The following is a 15786-nucleotide window of genomic DNA, read 5'->3' on the forward strand; positions in this document are numbered from 1 at the left end:
ACAACCCCATGAAGAAGCATCTCCTGGCCGCCGCCGCGGCCGCTGCCCTGTGCGCCGCGCTGCCTGCCGCGGCCCAGAACGTCGCCATCGTCAATGGCAAGGCCGTTCCCTCCGCGCGCGTCGAGGCCCTGGCCGCCCAGGTCGCCAAGAGCGGCCGCCCGGTCACCCCGGAGATCAAGAACCAGATCCGCGACGAGGTCATCGCCCGCGAGATCTTCATGCAGGAAGCCCAGAAGCGCGGCCTCGACGGCAGCGACGACTTCAAGGCCCAGATGGAGCTGGCCCGCCAGACCATCCTGATCCGCGAGCTGTTCGCCGACTTCCAGAAGAAGAGCCCCGTCACCGACGCCGAAGCCAAGGCCGAATACGACAAGTTCGTCGCGGCCAACGGCGGCAAGGAATACAAGGCCCGCCACATCCTGGTGGCCAAGGAAGACGAGGCCAAGGCCATCATCGCCAGCCTGAAGAAGGGCGGCAAGTTCGAAGAGATCGCCAAGAAGCAGTCCAAGGACCCCGGCTCCGGCGCGAACGGCGGCGACCTGGACTGGGCCAGCCCCAACAGCTACGTGCCCGAGTTCTCCGCCGCCATGGTCAAGCTGAACAAGGGCCAGGTCACCGAGGCCCCGGTCAAGAGCCAGTTCGGCTTCCACGTGATCCGCCTGGACGACGTGCGCGAGGCCCAGCTGCCCAAGTTCGACGAAGTCAAGCCGCAGATCCAGCAGCAGCTGCAGCAGCAGAAGCTGCAGCAGTTCCAGGACGACCTGCGCGCCAAGGCCAAGGTGGAATAAGGCCCGCCGGCCCGCCGGCCCGCCTCCCCAGCAGACGCGGCCCCCGGGCCGCGTTTTTCATTGGGCCCGCAGGGTCGCCGCCAGCATCAGCGCGCCGATCAACACCGGCTGGTGCAGCAGGTACCAGGTGAGGCTCCAGCGGCCCAGCCACGCCAGCGGCGCCGGCGCGGCCCCCGCGAACCAGTGCGGGCGGCGCCGCAGCGCCCACTGGCCCGCGGCCAGGCCCCACCAGGCCGCGGCCAGCCAGGGCACCAGGGGCACGTAGTCCTCGGTGACCGGCTTGCGCCCGACCAGGCCCAGCCAGTTGAAGGCCGGCGCGTCCAGCCAGGCCGGTGCGAGGCCGGCGCCATGCGCCCAGGCCGCGGCGAATTTCGCGCCCAGGGCCAGCGCCCCGGCCAGCCACAGCCAGGCGCCCCAGCCCGCCGTGAGCCGCAGCACCAGCAGCATCACCGCGATGCCGTGCAGCACGCCGAAGTAGATGAAGCTGCGGGGAAACACCAGCCAGGAACCCGCCGTGACCAGCAGCGCCGCGCCGGCGACCTGGGCCCACCGCCGCCAGAAGCGCCGGGCCGGCTGCCCCTGCGCCAGGGCCACCGCCTGCGAGACGCCGGCGCAGGCGAGGAACAGGCTGACGATCAGCGTGCGCTGCACCGTCCACAGCGGGTCGTTGTAGAAGTCCTGCCGCCAGAAGCCGAGCCAGGCCAGGTCGAAGGCGAGGTGGAACGCGGTCATCCAGGCCACGGCCCCGCCGCGCCAGGCATCGAGGCGGGAGTAACGGGCGGTTTCGGCGATGGCCATGGGCCGACCTTACCCGAAGCGCGCTGGGATAATCCCGCCCATGCTTGCCAACCACCAGATCGAGCTGCTGGCGCCCGCCCGGGACGCCGATATCGGCATCGAGGCCATCAACCACGGGGCTGACGCCGTGTACATCGGCGGACCCAGCTACGGCGCCCGCGTCTCCGCCAGCAACTCGGTGCAGGACATCGAGCGCCTGGCCCGCCACGCCCACCGCTTCGGCTCGCGGATCTTCGTGACCCACAACACCATCCTGCGCGACGACGAGCTCGAAGGCGCGCGCCAGATGGCCTGGGACGTCTACCGCGCCGGCGCCGACGTCCTGATCATCCAGGACATGGGCCTGCTCGAGCTCGACCTGCCCCCGATCCAGCTGCACGCCAGCACCCAGACCGACATCCGCACCGTGGACAAGGCCCGCTTCCTGCAGGACGTGGGCTTCTCCCAGATGGTGCTGGCCCGCGAGCTGACCCTGGAGCAGATCCGCGAGATCAACGCCGCCATCGACCCCGAGCGCTGCAAGCTGGAGTTCTTCATCCACGGCGCGCTGTGCGTGGCCTACAGCGGCCAGTGCTTCATCTCGCACGCCCACACCGGCCGCAGCGCCAACCGCGGCGACTGCTCCCAGGCCTGCCGCCTGCCCTACCACGTGGTCGACGAGAAGGGCCGCTTCATCGCCCACGACAAGCACGTGCTCTCGATGAAGGACAACGACCAGAGCGCCAACCTCGCCGCCCTGGTGGACGCCGGCGTGCGCAGCTTCAAGATCGAGGGCCGCTACAAGGACATGGGCTACGTGAAGAACATCACCGCCCACTACCGCCGGCTGTTCGACGCGCTGATCGAGGAGCGCGAAGGCAGCGACCGCCCGCTGGCGCGGGCCTCCAGCGGCCGCACCACCTTCACCTTCACGCCCGACCCGAACCAGAACTTCAACCGCGAGTTCACCGACTACTTCGTCAACGGCCGCAAGGACGACATCGGCGCCTTCGACTCGCCCAAGAACCCGGGCCGCGCCATCGGCTGGGTCACCGCCGTCGGCCCCAACTGGGTGGATCTGGAGTGCAGCGACGCCCAGACCCTGCTGCACAACGGCGACGGCCTGTGCTACTACGACCTGCACAAGGAACTGGTCGGCATGGCGATCAACCGCGCCGAGCCGGCCGGCAAGCTGGGGCACTGGCGCGTCTTCCCCAAGGACCCCATTGCCGGCATGCCCGACCTGCGCAAGGGCACCGAGATCAACCGCAACCGCGACATGGCGTGGGTGCGCATGCTGGAGAAGAAGTCCAGCGACCGCCGCATCGGCCTGTGGGCCACGCTGTCCGAGACGCCCGGGGGCTTGCGCCTCACGCTGACCGACGAGGACGGCCATGTCGGCGCCGCCGACCTGCCCCATGCCAAGGAGCCGGCGCGCGGCGAGTCCAGGCTCGCCGAGCAGCTGGCGCGCTTCGGCAACACGATCTTCGAGGCCATCGACATCCAGCTGCAGCTGTCGCAGCCCTGGTTCATCCCGGCCTCGTCCCTGAACACCCTGCGCCGCGACGCCGTGGCCGCCCTCGAGGAGGCCCGCGCCAAGGCCTACCAGCGCCCGCTGCGCGGGCAGCCGGTGGAGCCGCCCGTGCCCTACCCCGAGGACACGCTCACCTACCTGGCCAACGTCTACAACCACAAGGCCCATGACTTCTACGCGAAGCACGGCGTCAAGGTGATCGACGCGGCCTACGAGAGCCACGAGGAGGAAGGCGAGGTCAGCCTCATGATCACCAAGCACTGCGTGCGCTGGTCCATGAGCCTGTGTCCCAAGCAGGCCAAGGGCGTGATCGGCGTCAAGGGCACGATCAAGGCCGAGCCGCTCCAGCTGGTGAACGGCAAGGAGAAGCTGACCCTGCACTTCGACTGCAAGCCCTGCGAGATGCATGTGGTGGGGCGCATGAAGAAATCGGTCATGAACCAGCGGGTGCGCGAGATGGCCGAGGCGCCCCTGACCTTCTACCGGACCCGGCCGCCCGTGCCACGGCCCTGAGCCCGCCATGCCGGCCTTTCCGACTGCCCCCGCAGACTCCCAGGAAAGGCCGGCCTCCCCCGGGGCGGCAGAGCCACGCCCGCCCGCGGCGCGCCGTGCGGTCGGCCTGTACCCGCTGCTCGTCTCCCTGCCGGTGATCGTGGTGCTGCCGCTGCTGATGTTCAGCGGCGTCTTGCTGCACCTCATGGGCGAACAGACCCGCGCCGCCACGGCGCGCGAGCTCTCCGCCACCAACCGGGCGATGGCGGCCTCCGTCGAGCGCGAGTTGAGCCATGTCCGGCAGGCCTTGCGCCTGGTGGCCGAATCCCCGGGCCTGGAGGCCGGGCGCATCGACCTCCCCTACCTCGCGGCGCAGATCCGCGAGGTCACCCGCGCCGACCTCGGGCTGCAGACCCTCAGCGTGGTGGCGCCGGACGGCCGGGTGCTGCTGGAGTACCCGCCCGCCGCCGGCGGGCCGGGGCGCATCCCCCTGGGGGACCACCACCGCAAGGTCTTCGAGACTAACCAGGTCGTGATCTCCGACCTCCACGCCAGCGGATCCGACGGCCGCCTCGCCATCTCGGTCAACTACCCGGTCTGGCGGGCCGGCCGCATCCTCTGGCTGGTGTCGGCCCGGCTCGACCCGGTCCACCTCGCCGGCATCATGGGCAGCCACATCGCCGGCCGCGACAGCGCGGTCGCGACGCTGCTGGACGGGCGTTACCGCATCCTCGCGCGAACCCGCGAGATGGACCGCTTCCTCGGGGCCATGCCCAGCGAGGAGACCTTGCGCGCCGTGACCAGCAGGGACACCGGCGTGCGGCGCTTCCCGACCCGGGATGGCAACGAGTACCTCTGGGCCTGGGCCACCACGATCGATGGCTGGATCGCGCTGACCGGCATCCCCGCGCGCGCGGCCGACGCGGCGCTGCAGGAGTCGCTGCTGCGCCTGGCGGGCGTGGGCCTGGCGCTGCTGCTGGTCGGCCTGTCGGCCTCGCTGCTGCTGGCGCGCCGGATCGTGCGCACCGTGGACCGCATGGCCACCGACGCCCCGCGCCTGGCGCGCGGCGAGGCGCCGCCGGGCCGGCGCTCGGGCGTGCGCCAGCTCGACGCCCTGCGCGACGCCCTGGTCTCCGCCGGCCGCCACGTGGTGCGCGCCCTGGCCGACCGCGACCAGGCCCTGGAGGCCGAGCGCGTCGCCCGGGCCCTGGCCGACGAGGACAACCGGGCCAAGGACATCTTCATCGCCACCCTCTCGCACGAGCTGCGCAACCCGCTCTCGCCGATCCGCGCCGCGGCGGCGGTGCTGCGCTCGCCGCAGGCCGACGAGGCGCGCCGCGCCTGGGCCGTCTCGGTGATCGAGCGCCAGTCCGCCGCCATGGCGCGCCTGCTCGAGGACCTCCTGGACATCGCCCGCATCAACAGCGGGCGCATCCTGCTGGAGCGCGAGCCGACGGACCTGGGCCGGGTGCTGGAGTCGGCGATCGAGGTGGCCCGGCCCCTGATCGAGCAGCGCGCCCACACGCTGCAGGTGCGCCTGCCCGACCCGCCGGTGACGCTGGACGCCGACCCGCTGCGCCTGTCCCAGGTCTTCGCCAACCTCCTGACGAATGCGGCCAAGTACACCGACCCGGGCGGCCTGGTCGAGGTCTTCACCGAGGCCACGCCGGCCGAGGTGCGCGTCACCGTCCGCGACAACGGCATCGGCCTGGAGCCGCAGGCCCTGGAGCAGGTGTTCCAGCGCTTCGCCCAGGTGCGCGGCTCGCTGGACCGCGCGCAGGGCGGCCTGGGCATCGGCCTGTCACTGGTGCGCGGGCTGGTGCGCCTGCATGGCGGCTGGGTGCGCGCGCACAGCGCGGGCCTGGGCCGCGGCAGCACCTTCGTGGTGGGCCTGCCGCTGCAGCCGCAACCGGCGTGAGGGCGCGGGCCGCGGCGTCCCCGCCCGGCCTCAGGCCTGCGGCTCCACCCAGCGGAAGCAGCCCCGGTAGGCATGCCAGCTCGCATGCCCCAGCCAGGGCCCGGCCACCAGCAGGCCGGCGGCCCAGGGCAGCGCCATCGCGCCCAGCACCACGGCGACGATCAGCGCGCCCCACAGCAGCAGCGGCAGCGGCCGGCCGGTGACGGCCTGCAGGCTGGACAGGCCGGCGGTGATGGCGTCGGTGTCGCGGTCCAGGATCATCGGCAGCGAGACCACGCAGGTGCCGAACACCAGCCCGGCGAAGACCCCGCCCACCACGGTGTAGACCGCCACGAACTCCCAGTTGCGCGGGTTGAACACCGCCTGCAGCACGCTGGCGGTGCTGGGCATGCCGGTGTCGAAGAACACCGCGAAGACGACCAGCGAGGCCCGCCCCCACAGCAGCTCCAGCAGCAGGAGCACCAGCACCAGCAGGCCCATGCTGCCCAGGCGCTTGTCCCAGCAGGTCAGCGACTCCGACAGGCTGGCGCGCTCGCCGCGCTCGAGCCGGCGGCTGGCGTCGTACAGGCCCATCGCCAGGAAGGGGCCGACCAGGAAGCAGCCCGAGACGAAGGACATGGTGTACTCCGGCGCGTGCCGGAACACCGCCCCGAGCAGGGCCGCCATGCTCCAGAAGCAGGCGCCGTAGAACAGGGCCACCACCGGCGCGGCGCGCAGGTCACGCAGGCCGGCGGCGAGCCAGCGGAAGGGGTCGGCGAGCGAGACGGCGCGCAGCTCGCGCCGGGCGGGCGCGGGCGGCGTGGCGGGTACGGGTTCCTCGGACAGGGTCATGGCCTGATTGCAGCCGTCCCCGCCGCGACCGGCCATTCGTGGGAACCCTCGCCGTGGTGCTATGGTCGCCCCCCATGCGATCGACTCCCGCGCCCCGAACCGCTCCCACCTCCCCCACCGCCAGGATGACCCCGATGCCCGCCGTCGCCCGCATCACGCCCGCCACCCGCTCCACCCGAATCGCCGGCGTCGCCCGCACGACCCGCCACCTCGCCGCGCTGGCCCTGGCCGCCGCCGCGCTGGCCGCCCTGCCCGCCCGGGCCCAGGCGCCGCAGGCCGCCCCCGCGGTCCCCGCGCAGCCCGCCTTCCTCGACGAGGTCCCCTTCATCACCACGCCCGACCATGTGACCCTGGAGATGCTGTCCATCGCCGGCGTCGGCGCCGCGGACCACGTGATCGACCTGGGCTCCGGCGACGGCCGCATCGTCGTCACCGCCGCGCGCCGCTTCGGCGCCACCGGCCTGGGCGTGGAGATCGTGCCGGACCTGGTCGAGCGCAGCGAGCGCGCCGCGCGCCTCGCCGGCGTCTCCGACAAGGCGAAGTTCAAGGTGCAGGACCTGTTCGAGACCGACCTCACGCCCGCCAGCGTCATCACCATGTACCTGCTGCCGGACTTCAACCTGAAGCTGCGGCCCCTGCTGCTGGCGCTCAAGCCCGGCACCCGCGTCGTCTCGCACGACTGGGACATGGGCGACTGGGCGCCCGACGAGACCCGCGTGCTGGCGGTGCCGGACAAGGCCGTCGGCCGCGAGAAGCAAAGCAAGGTCCACTTCTGGGTGGTGCCGGCCCGCGTGGAGGGCCTGTGGTGCGGCGTGGGGCCGCTCACCGGCAGCAGCCTGCGCCTGGCGCAGCGTTACCAGGAAGTCACCGGGCAGTACGAGCGGCGCGGCCGCGTGCGCGAGATCCAGGCCCGCCTGCGCGGCGCCGTGCTGCGCACCCAGGAGACCCGCGACGGCGCGCTGGAACTGCAGGCCGAGGGCGACGCCCTGGTCCTGCGCAGCGGGCCGGGGCCGCTGGCCCTGGCGCGCGGCGCCACCTTCCGGCGCACCGCGGGCGAGCGCTGCGCCTGAACGCCCGCGGGGTCACCCCGGGGTGATCAACCCACCCACTTGCGGGCGTTGCGCCAGACCCGCAGCCACGGGCTGTCGGCGCTGATGTCGCCCCCGGTCCAGGACATCTGGATGTTGCGGAACACGCGCTCGGGGTGCGGCATCATGGCCGTGAAGCGGCCATCCGCCGTGGTCACCGCGGTCAGGCCGCCCGGGCTGCCGTTCGGGTTCAGCGGGTAGGTCTCGGTGGGCTGGCCGTGGTGGTCGGTGAAGCGCATCGCGCCGATCACCTTCGCCGCGTCGCCGCGCCGGGCGAAGTTGGCATAGCCCTCGCCGTGCGCCACCACGATCGGCAGGCGGCTGCCCTCCATGCCCTGGAAGAACAGGCTGGGGGACTGCAGCACCTCGACCTGCGACAGCCGCGCCTCGTAGCGCTCGCTGCGGTTGGTGGTGAAGCGCGGCCAGGCCTGCGCGCCCGGGATGATGTCGGCCAGTTCGGCCAGCATCTGGCAGCCGTTGCACACGCCCAGGGCGAAGGTGTCGGTGCGGGCGAAGAACTCCTTGAACTGCGCCGACAGCGGCGCGTTGAAGGTGATGCTGCGGGCCCAGCCGATGCCGGCGCCCAGCGTGTCGCCGTAGCTGAAGCCGCCGCAGGCCACGAAGCCCTTGAAGTCCCCGAGCTTCGCGCGGCCGGCCAGCAGGTCGGTCATGTGCACGTCCACCGCCTCGAAGCCGGCGCGGTCGAAGCAGTAGGCCATCTCCACGTGGGAGTTGACGCCCTGCTCGCGCAGCACCGCCACCTTGGGCCGCGCCAGGTTCAGGAACGGCGCGGCCACGTCCTCGGCCGGGTCGAAGCTGGGGGCGAACTGCAGGCCCGGGTCGGTCGGCTCGCCGGCCAGGGCGTGCTCGCTGTCGGCGCAGGCCGGGTTGTCACGCTGCTGCGCGATCTTCCAGCTCACGCTGTCCCAGACCTGGTGCAGGTCCGCCAGCGTGGCGCTGAAGACGGCCTTGGTGTCGCGCCACACCTGCACCTCGCCCTTGCCCACGTCGATGGACGAAGCCTGCGGGCGGGTGGTGCCGACGAAGTGGCTGTGCTTGCTCAGGCCGTGCTCGCGCAGGACCTGCATGACCTCATTGCGCACCGCGGTGGGCACCTGCAGCACCACGCCCAGCTCCTCGTTGAACAGGGCCTTGAGCGTGAGCTCCTCGCGGCGGGCGCTGACCTGGCCGGCCCAGTTCTTGGCGTCGCCATACTCGGCGCGGCTGTCGGTGATGCCGTCGCCCTCGGTGACCAGCAGGTCCACGTTCAGGGCCACGCCGACGTGGCCGGCGAAGGCCATCTCGCAGGCCGCGGCCAGCAGGCCGCCGTCGCTGCGGTCGTGGTAGGCGAGGATGCGGCCCTGCGCGCGCAGGGCGTTGACGGCGTTGACCAGGTTCACCAGGTCCTGCGCGTCGTCCAGGTCGGGCACCGCGCCGCCGGGCTGCTCCAGCACCTGCGCCAGGATGGAGCCGCCCATGCGGTTGCGGCCCTTGCCCAGGTCCACCAGCACCAGGGTGGTGTCCTGCGCGGCGTCCAGCTGCGGGGTCAGCGTGCCGCGCACGTCGCCCAGGGTGGCGAAGGCGGTGACGACCAGGCTCACCGGGGAGGTGACCTTCTTCTGCGCATCCCCCTCCTTCCACTGGGTGCGCATGGACAGGCTGTCCTTGCCCACCGGGATGGCGATGCCCAGCGCCGGGCACAGCGCCATGCCCACGGCCTTGACGGTCTCGTAGAGCGCGGCGTCCTCGCCCGGCTCGCCGCAGGCGGCCATCCAGTTGGCGGACAGCTTCACGCGGGGCAGCTCGATCGGCGCGGCCAGCAGGTTGGTGATGGCCTCGGCCACGGCCATGCGGCCGGAGGCGGCGGCATCGACCGAGGCCAGCGGCGTGCGCTCGCCCATGGCCATCGCCTCGCCGGCAAAGCCCTGGTAGTCGGCCAGGGTGACGGCCACGTCGGCCACCGGCACCTGCCAGGGGCCGACCATCTGGTCACGGTGGGTCATGCCGCCCACGGTGCGGTCGCCGATGGTGATCAGGAAGCGCTTGGAGGCCACGGTGGGATGCGCCAGGACCTGGATCACGGCGTCCTGCAGCTTCACGCCGGTGAGGTCGATGGGGGGCGCCTCGCGCTTCACCGTCTTCACGTCACGGTGCATCTTGGGCGGCTTGCCCAGGAGCACGTCCATGGGCATGTCCACGGCCTGGTTCTTCTCGTCGGCCACCACCAGCTGGCGCTCCTCGGTGGCCACGCCGACCACCGCGAAGGGGCAGCGCTCGCGCTCGCACATGGCGGTGAATTCGGCCAGCGACTCCGGCGCGATGGCCATGACGTAGCGCTCCTGGCTCTCGTTGCACCAGATCTCCTTGGGCGCCAGGCCGGACTCCTCCAGCGGCACCTTGGACAGGTCGAAGCGCGCGCCGCGGCCGGCGTCGTTGGTCAGCTCGGGGAAGGCGTTGGACAGGCCGCCGGCGCCCACGTCGTGGATCGCGAGGATGGGGTTCTTCTCGCCCAGCTTCCAGCAGTGGTTGATGACCTCCTGGGCCCGGCGCTCGATCTCGGGGTTGCCGCGCTGCACGGAGTCGAAGTCGAGTTCGGCCGCATTGGCGCCGGTGGCCATGGAGCTGGCCGCGCCGCCGCCCATGCCGATGCGCATGCCGGGGCCGCCCAGCTGCACCAGCAGCGTGCCGGCGGGGAACAGGATCTTCTGCGTGAGGCCGGCGTCGATGGCGCCCAGGCCGCCGGCGATCATGATCGGCTTGTGGTAGCCGCGCACCACGCCGTCCACGGTCTGCTCGTACTCGCGGAAGTAGCCGGCCAGGTTGGGGCGGCCGAACTCGTTGTTGAACGCGGCGCCGCCCAGGGGGCCCTCGGTCATGATCTGCAGCGGGCTGGCGATGTGCGCCGGGCGGCCGTTGGGGTTGTCCCACAGGCGCGAGACGGTGAAGCCGGTCAGGCCGGCCTTGGGGCGCGAGCCGCGGCCGGTGGCGCCCTCGTCGCGGATCTCGCCGCCGGCGCCGGTGGAGGCGCCCGGGAACGGCGAGATGGCGGTGGGGTGGTTGTGCGTCTCCACCTTCATCAGCACGTGCTGGGTGGAGGCGCGCTTGCCGTAGGCGCTGGCGCCGCTGTCCGCGGGCACGAACAGCTCGACCTCGTTGCCCTCCATGATGGCGGCGTTGTCCGAGTAGGCCACCACGGTGTGCTGGGGCGCCAGCTGGTGGGTGTTGCGGATCATGCCGAACAGGCTCTTGTCCTGGGCCACGCCGTCGATGGTGAACTGGGCGTTGAAGATCTTGTGGCGGCAGTGCTCGCTGTTCGCCTGGGCGAACATCATCAGCTCCACGTCGGTGGGGTTGCGGCCCAGGCCGGTGAAGGCCTTCACCAGGTAGTCGATCTCGTCGTCGGCCAGGGCCAGGCCGAATTCCACGTTGGCCTTCTCCAGCGCGGCGCGGCCGCCGCCGAGCACGTCCACGTGCTCCATCGGCTGCGGCTCCAGCTCGGTGAACAGGCGGTGCGCGCCGGCGCGCTCGAACAGCGCGGTCTCGGTCATGCGGTCATGCAGCAGGCCGGCGATGGCCTCGCGCTGGGCCGGCTCGAGGGCGGGCTTGCCCCCCAGCAGGCCGGACTTGAACTGCACCCGGTATTCCACGATGCGTTCGAGCCGGTGCACGGCCAGGCCGCAGTTGTGGGCGATGTCGGTGGCCTTGGAGGCCCAGGGCGAGACGGTGCCCAGGCGCGGGGTGACGACGATCAGCTCGCCCTCGGCGCCGCCGGCGTACGGGTCCCCGTAGGTGAGGAGGTCGGCCAGGCGCCGGACCTCGGCGGCCTCGGGCGCCTGGTCGAAGGCGGCCAGGTGCACGAAGCGGGCGGCGAGCCCGGTGATCTTGCCGTGGACCGCCTGGAGGCGGGGAAGCAGTTGCTGGACGCGGAACTCGCTGAGGGCGGCGCCGCCCTCGAATTCGGTGATGTGCAGGGTCACTGTGGGGCCTGGGAGGGGCTGGTGGTGAGGGGTCCGGGCGGGCCGCTGACTGGGGTCGGCCGGGCAATCCGCGATTTTACCGGGGCGCGGCCCTGTCGCCGGCAGTTGCATTGCCCCTCTGGAATAATCCGGGCCCATGACGATCACGTACAAGGATGCCGGCGAGATCCAGGCCATGCGCACCGCCTGCCGCCTCGCCTCCGAGGTCCTGGACTACCTCACGCCCTTCATCCAGCCGGGCATCACGACCAAGGAAATCGACCGCCTCGCGGCCGAATACATGCAGAAGCAGGGGACCACCTCGGCGACGCTGGGCTACCAGCCGCCCGGCTACCCGCCCTACCCCGCCTCCCTGTGCACCTCGGTGAACCACGTGGTGTGCCACGGCATCCCCAACGAGAAGCCGCTGAAGAAGGGCGACATCGTCAACGTCGACGTCACCGTCATCAAGGACGGCTGGTACGGCGACACCAGCCGCATGTTCCTGGTGGGCGAGGTCTCCATCGCCGCGCGCCGCCTGGCCCAGCTCACGTACGACGCCATGTGGCACGGCATCGTCAAGGTCAAGCCCGGCGCCCGCCTGGGCGACATCGGCTTCGCCATCCAGAAGTTCGCCGAGAGCAACGGTTTCTCCATCGTGCGCGAGTTCTGCGGCCACGGCATCGGCCGCAAGTTCCATGAGGAGCCTCAGGTGCTGCATTACGGCAGGCCCGGCACCCTCGAGGAGCTCAAGCCCGGGATGACCTTCACCATCGAGCCCATGATCAACCTGGGCCGCCGCGAGGTGAAGGAGCATGGCAACGACGGCTGGACCATCGTCACCCGCGACCGCTCGCTGTCCGCGCAGTGGGAGCACACCGTGCTGGTCACCGACACCGGCTACGAGGTGCTGACCGTCTCGGCCGGCAGCCCGCCGCCGCCGGCGTTCGTGACCGCGGCAGCCTGACCGGCATGAGCGGCGCCCCCGGCACGACCACGCCCACGGCCACGCCGGACCTGCCGGCCCTGCGCGAGGACTGGCGGCGCCGCAAGGCCGCCCTGCTCGAGTCGCTGCGCGCCACCGGCAGCTCCACCCGGGGCATCCACCGCCTGCTGCACGGCCTCGCCCGCGAGGCGGACGCCACCTTGTGCGCCCTGTGGGCGGCCGCGGCCTTCCCGGACAGCTTCGCACTGGTCGCCGTGGGCGGCTACGGCCGCGGCGAGCTGTACCCGCACTCCGACGTCGACGTGCTGGTGCTGATGCCCGACGGCACCGAGGTCGACGCCGACCCGGCCCTGAAGGCGCGGGTCGAGGCCTTCATCGGCCACTGCTGGGACGTCGGCCTGGAGATCGGCTCCAGCGTGCGCACCCTGTCGGACTGCATCGCCCAGGCCGAGGCCGACGTCACGGTGCAGACCTCGCTGCTCGAGTCCCGGCTGCTGGCGGGCCAGGTGCGCCTGTACCGGGAGTTCACCCGCCGCTTCGACGCGGCGATGGATCCCAAGGCCTTCTTCACCGCCAAGACGCTGGAGATGCAGCAGCGGCACCACAAGTTCGAGAACACGCCGTACTCGCTGGAGCCCAATTGCAAGGAGTCGCCCGGCGGCCTGCGCGACCTCCAGGTGATCCTGTGGGTGGCCAAGGCGGCCGGCCTGGGCCGCAGCTGGGACGAGCTCGCCCGCACCGGCCTGGCCACGCCCTTCGAGGCGCGCCAGATCAAGCGCAACGAGGCCCTGCTGGCCCTGATCCGGGCGCGCCTGCACCTGCTGTCGAACCGCCGCGAGGACCGGCTGGTGTTCGACCTGCAGACCGCGGTGGCCGAGAGCTTCGGCGACAGCAACCGCATCGGCGACAACGGCCGCATCATCCAGCGCGCCAGCGAGGCGCTGATGCGCCGCTTCTACTGGGCGGCCAAGGCGGTTACCCAGTTGAACCAGGTGCTGCTCCTGAACATCCAGGAGCGCCTCGCCCCGGACAACCACCCGCCGCACCGCATCAACGACCGCTTCCTGATGAAGGATGGCCGCATCGAGGTGGCCAGCGACGACCTGTACGAGCGCGAGCCTCGCGCCATCCTGGAGACCTTCCACGTCTTCGAGACCACGGTGGGCGCCACCGGGCTGTCGGCGCGCACGCTGCGCGCCCTGTACAACGCCCGCAACCTCATGGACGGCAGGTTCCGCGCCGACCCGGCCAACCGCGCGATGTTCATGGCGATCCTGCGGGAGCCCGAGGGCATCACCCACGCCATGCGGCTGATGAACCAGACCTCGGTGCTGGGACGCTACCTGTGGGTGTTCCGCCGCATCGTGGGGCAGATGCAGCATGACCTGTTCCACGTCTACACGGTGGACCAGCACATTCTCATGGTGCTGCGCAACGTGCGCCGCTTCTTCATGCCCGAGCATGCCCACGAGTACCCGTTCTGCTCGCAGCTGGCGGGCGGCTGGGACAAGCCCTGGCTGCTGTACGCCGCGGCGCTGTTCCACGACATCGCCAAGGGCCGCGGCGGCGACCACTCGGAACTCGGGGGCAAGGAGGTGCGCGCCTTCTGCCGCCAGCACGGGGTGGAGGAGGAGGATGCCGAACTCATGGAATTCCTGGTGCGCGAGCACCTGACCATGAGCCACATCGCGCAGAAGCAGGACCTGAGCGACCCGGCGGTCATCACCCGGTTCGCGCAGCGCGTGGGCGACGCCCGCCACCTGACCGGGCTGTACCTGCTCACGGTGGCCGACATCCGCGGCACCAGCCCCAAGGTCTGGAACGCCTGGAAGGGCAAGCTGCTGGAGGACCTGTACCGCGCCACGCTGCGGGTGCTGGGCGGCCGCGCCCAGAACCGCGAGGCCGAGACCGAGGCGCGCCAGCGCGAGGCCCTGGCGCAGCTGGGCCTGCATGCCCTGCCCCACGACGCCCACAAGCGCCTGTGGGACAACCTGGACGTGGGCTACTTCATGCGCCACGACGCCGGGGAGATCGCCTGGCACACCCGCCACATCACCCGCCACCTCGCCGGCCTGGACGGCAGCCACACCGGCGACAAGCCGCTGGTGCGCGCGCGCCTGTCGCCGGTGGGCGAAGGCCTGCAGGTGCTGGTCTACACGCCCGACCAGGCCGACCTGTTCGCCCGCATCTGCGGCTACTTCGACCAGGCCGGCTTCAGCATCCTGGACGCCCGCATCCACACCACCCGGGACCAGCGCGCGCTGGACACCTTCCAGGTCGTGGGCAGCATGGGGCCGGAACACAACCGCGAGCTGGTCGCGATGGTCGAGTCCACCCTGGCCCAGACCCTGGCCGCCGCCGGCCCGCTGCCCCCGCCGAGCCGCGGCCGGGTCTCGCGCCGGGTCAAGAGCTTCCCGATCGCGCCGCGCGTGAGCCTGGCGCCCGACGAGAAGGCCCAGCGCTGGCTGCTGTCCATCTCCGCGAGCGACCGCGCCGGCCTGCTCTATTGCGTGGCCCGGGTGCTGGCCCGCCACCACATCAACCTGCAACTGGCCAAGATCTCGACCCTGGGCGAGCGGGTGGAGGACACCTTCCTCATCGACGGGGCGGAGCTGCAGCAAAACAAGCGGCAGATCGAGATCGAGACCGAGCTGCTCGAGGCGCTGTCGGCCTGAGGAGGCGCCGTCGCGGGTCGCTGGCGGGTCGCGGCCTCCAGGGACCTGGCGGGCTCGCAATTTGGTGGCATTTTGACAACTGGCCTGCGTGTTGGCATCATCGCCAACATGTCAGCCCGGCTGATCACCCGCTTCAAGAACGTCAACCCCGACGGCTCGATCCTGGAACTGGTGGTCTGGAAGGTGCCGGCACCCGTCCCGCCCACGGAGCACGGCTACAAGTACCGGGCGGTCTACGTGGCCGGTGGCGTGCGTATCGTCGGCTTCGACAACGAGCGAGGCAAGGGGGACCACTGCCACCTGGACGGCAAGGAACTGCCCTACCACTTCACCTCCGTCGAGCAGCTCGTGGAGGACTTCATTGCGGCGGTGTCCGCCAGGAGAGCGTCATGACGCAGCGTTACCTCACCATCACCCTGCAGTCCGACTGGAAGGAGGCGCTGCGTGCGGCGGCTCGGTCAGCCAATTCGGACGATTACCAGGGAGAGGTCCTGAACTTCGAAACGCCCGCCCAGTTCTTCGGGCGGTTGACAGAGAAGCGCTGGGAGGTCGTGCGGGCCGCGCAGGGACGCGGCGAACTCCCCGTGCGCGAGCTGGCGCGCCTCGTGGGCAGAGACGTGAAGCGCGTCCACGAGGACGTCGGCATCCTCGCGGAACTCGGCTTGCTGGAACGCACCGAAGCCGGTGGCGTGGTCTGCCCCTATGCCTCCATGCACATCGACATGTACCTCAAGGCCGCCTGACCGCGCGCGCCTTGCCTGTCACCACGAGGCCCGACCCG

The 15786-nt window shown here is 71.4% G+C and carries 11 protein-coding genes; 8 read left to right on the plus strand and 3 right to left on the minus strand.

The genetic code is table 11. From position 1 onward, the window contains the following. Nucleotides 1-8 precede the first annotated feature (8 nt). Complete coding sequence (locus tag ACFQZY_RS06865; RefSeq protein ID WP_377414282.1) at nt 9-788, plus strand: peptidylprolyl isomerase; 780 nt, start codon at nt 9-11, stop codon at nt 786-788. Nucleotides 789-845: 57 nt separating this feature from the next. On the opposite strand, the gene ACFQZY_RS06870 is transcribed toward ACFQZY_RS06865, so the two are convergent. Next, complete coding sequence (locus tag ACFQZY_RS06870) at nt 846-1586, minus strand: heparan-alpha-glucosaminide N-acetyltransferase (protein ID WP_377414284.1); 741 nt, start codon at nt 1584-1586, stop codon at nt 846-848. Nucleotides 1587-1626: 40 nt separating this feature from the next. Between ACFQZY_RS06870 and ACFQZY_RS06875 the strand changes: the two genes are divergently transcribed. Beyond that, on the plus strand, nt 1627-3612 hold the full coding sequence (locus tag ACFQZY_RS06875) for a U32 family peptidase (protein WP_377414287.1): 1986 nt from the start codon (nt 1627-1629) through the stop codon (nt 3610-3612). A gap of 7 nt (nt 3613-3619) precedes the next feature. Continuing rightward, nucleotides 3620-5509: an ATP-binding protein gene (locus ACFQZY_RS06880; RefSeq protein ID WP_377414290.1), complete on the plus strand. Its 1890-nt coding sequence runs from the start codon at nt 3620-3622 to the stop codon at nt 5507-5509. Between the two features lie 30 nt (nt 5510-5539). Here the strand turns inward: ACFQZY_RS06880 and ACFQZY_RS06885 are convergent, their stop codons facing one another. After that, nucleotides 5540-6340 (minus strand): DUF2189 domain-containing protein, encoded by an 801-nt coding sequence (locus tag ACFQZY_RS06885; RefSeq protein WP_377414292.1) that lies wholly within the window; start codon nt 6338-6340, stop codon nt 5540-5542. Between the two features lie 134 nt (nt 6341-6474). Here ACFQZY_RS06885 and ACFQZY_RS06890 point away from each other — a divergent pair, with 134 nt between their 5' ends. Beyond that, complete coding sequence (locus tag ACFQZY_RS06890) at nt 6475-7410, plus strand: SAM-dependent methyltransferase (RefSeq protein ID WP_377414294.1); 936 nt, start codon at nt 6475-6477, stop codon at nt 7408-7410. Nucleotides 7411-7436: 26 nt separating this feature from the next. Here the strand turns inward: ACFQZY_RS06890 and purL are convergent, their stop codons facing one another. Beyond that, nucleotides 7437-11405 carry a phosphoribosylformylglycinamidine synthase gene (gene purL, locus ACFQZY_RS06895; protein WP_377414296.1) on the minus strand — a complete coding sequence of 1323 codons (3969 nt, stop codon included), beginning with the start codon at nt 11403-11405 and terminating at the stop codon, nt 7437-7439. A 136-nt stretch (nt 11406-11541) separates the two neighbouring features. On the opposite strand from purL, the gene map reads away from it, so the two are divergent. From map to ACFQZY_RS06915, 4 genes are all read left to right on the plus strand, one after another. Beyond that, nucleotides 11542-12351, plus strand: coding sequence for a type I methionyl aminopeptidase (gene map / locus ACFQZY_RS06900; RefSeq protein ID WP_377414298.1), 810 nt, complete (start codon nt 11542-11544; stop codon nt 12349-12351). Nucleotides 12352-12356: 5 nt separating this feature from the next. Next, nucleotides 12357-15005, plus strand: coding sequence for a [protein-PII] uridylyltransferase (locus tag ACFQZY_RS06905; protein ID WP_377414301.1), 2649 nt, complete (start codon nt 12357-12359; stop codon nt 15003-15005). 108 nt (nt 15006-15113) lie between these two features. Continuing rightward, entirely contained in the window at nt 15114-15398 is a 285-nt protein-coding gene (locus tag ACFQZY_RS06910; protein ID WP_377414303.1) for a DUF6516 family protein, read from the plus strand. Continuing rightward, nucleotides 15395-15748 carry a hypothetical protein gene (locus ACFQZY_RS06915; protein WP_377414305.1) on the plus strand — a complete coding sequence of 118 codons (354 nt, stop codon included), beginning with the start codon at nt 15395-15397 and terminating at the stop codon, nt 15746-15748. Before ACFQZY_RS06910 ends, ACFQZY_RS06915 begins: the two co-directional genes overlap by 4 nt. The last annotated feature ends 38 nt before the right edge of the window (nt 15749-15786 follow it).

It is taken from the genome of Ramlibacter sp. GCM10027632 (genome assembly GCF_042675325.1).
Taxonomy (GTDB): domain Bacteria; phylum Pseudomonadota; class Gammaproteobacteria; order Burkholderiales; family Burkholderiaceae_C; genus Ramlibacter.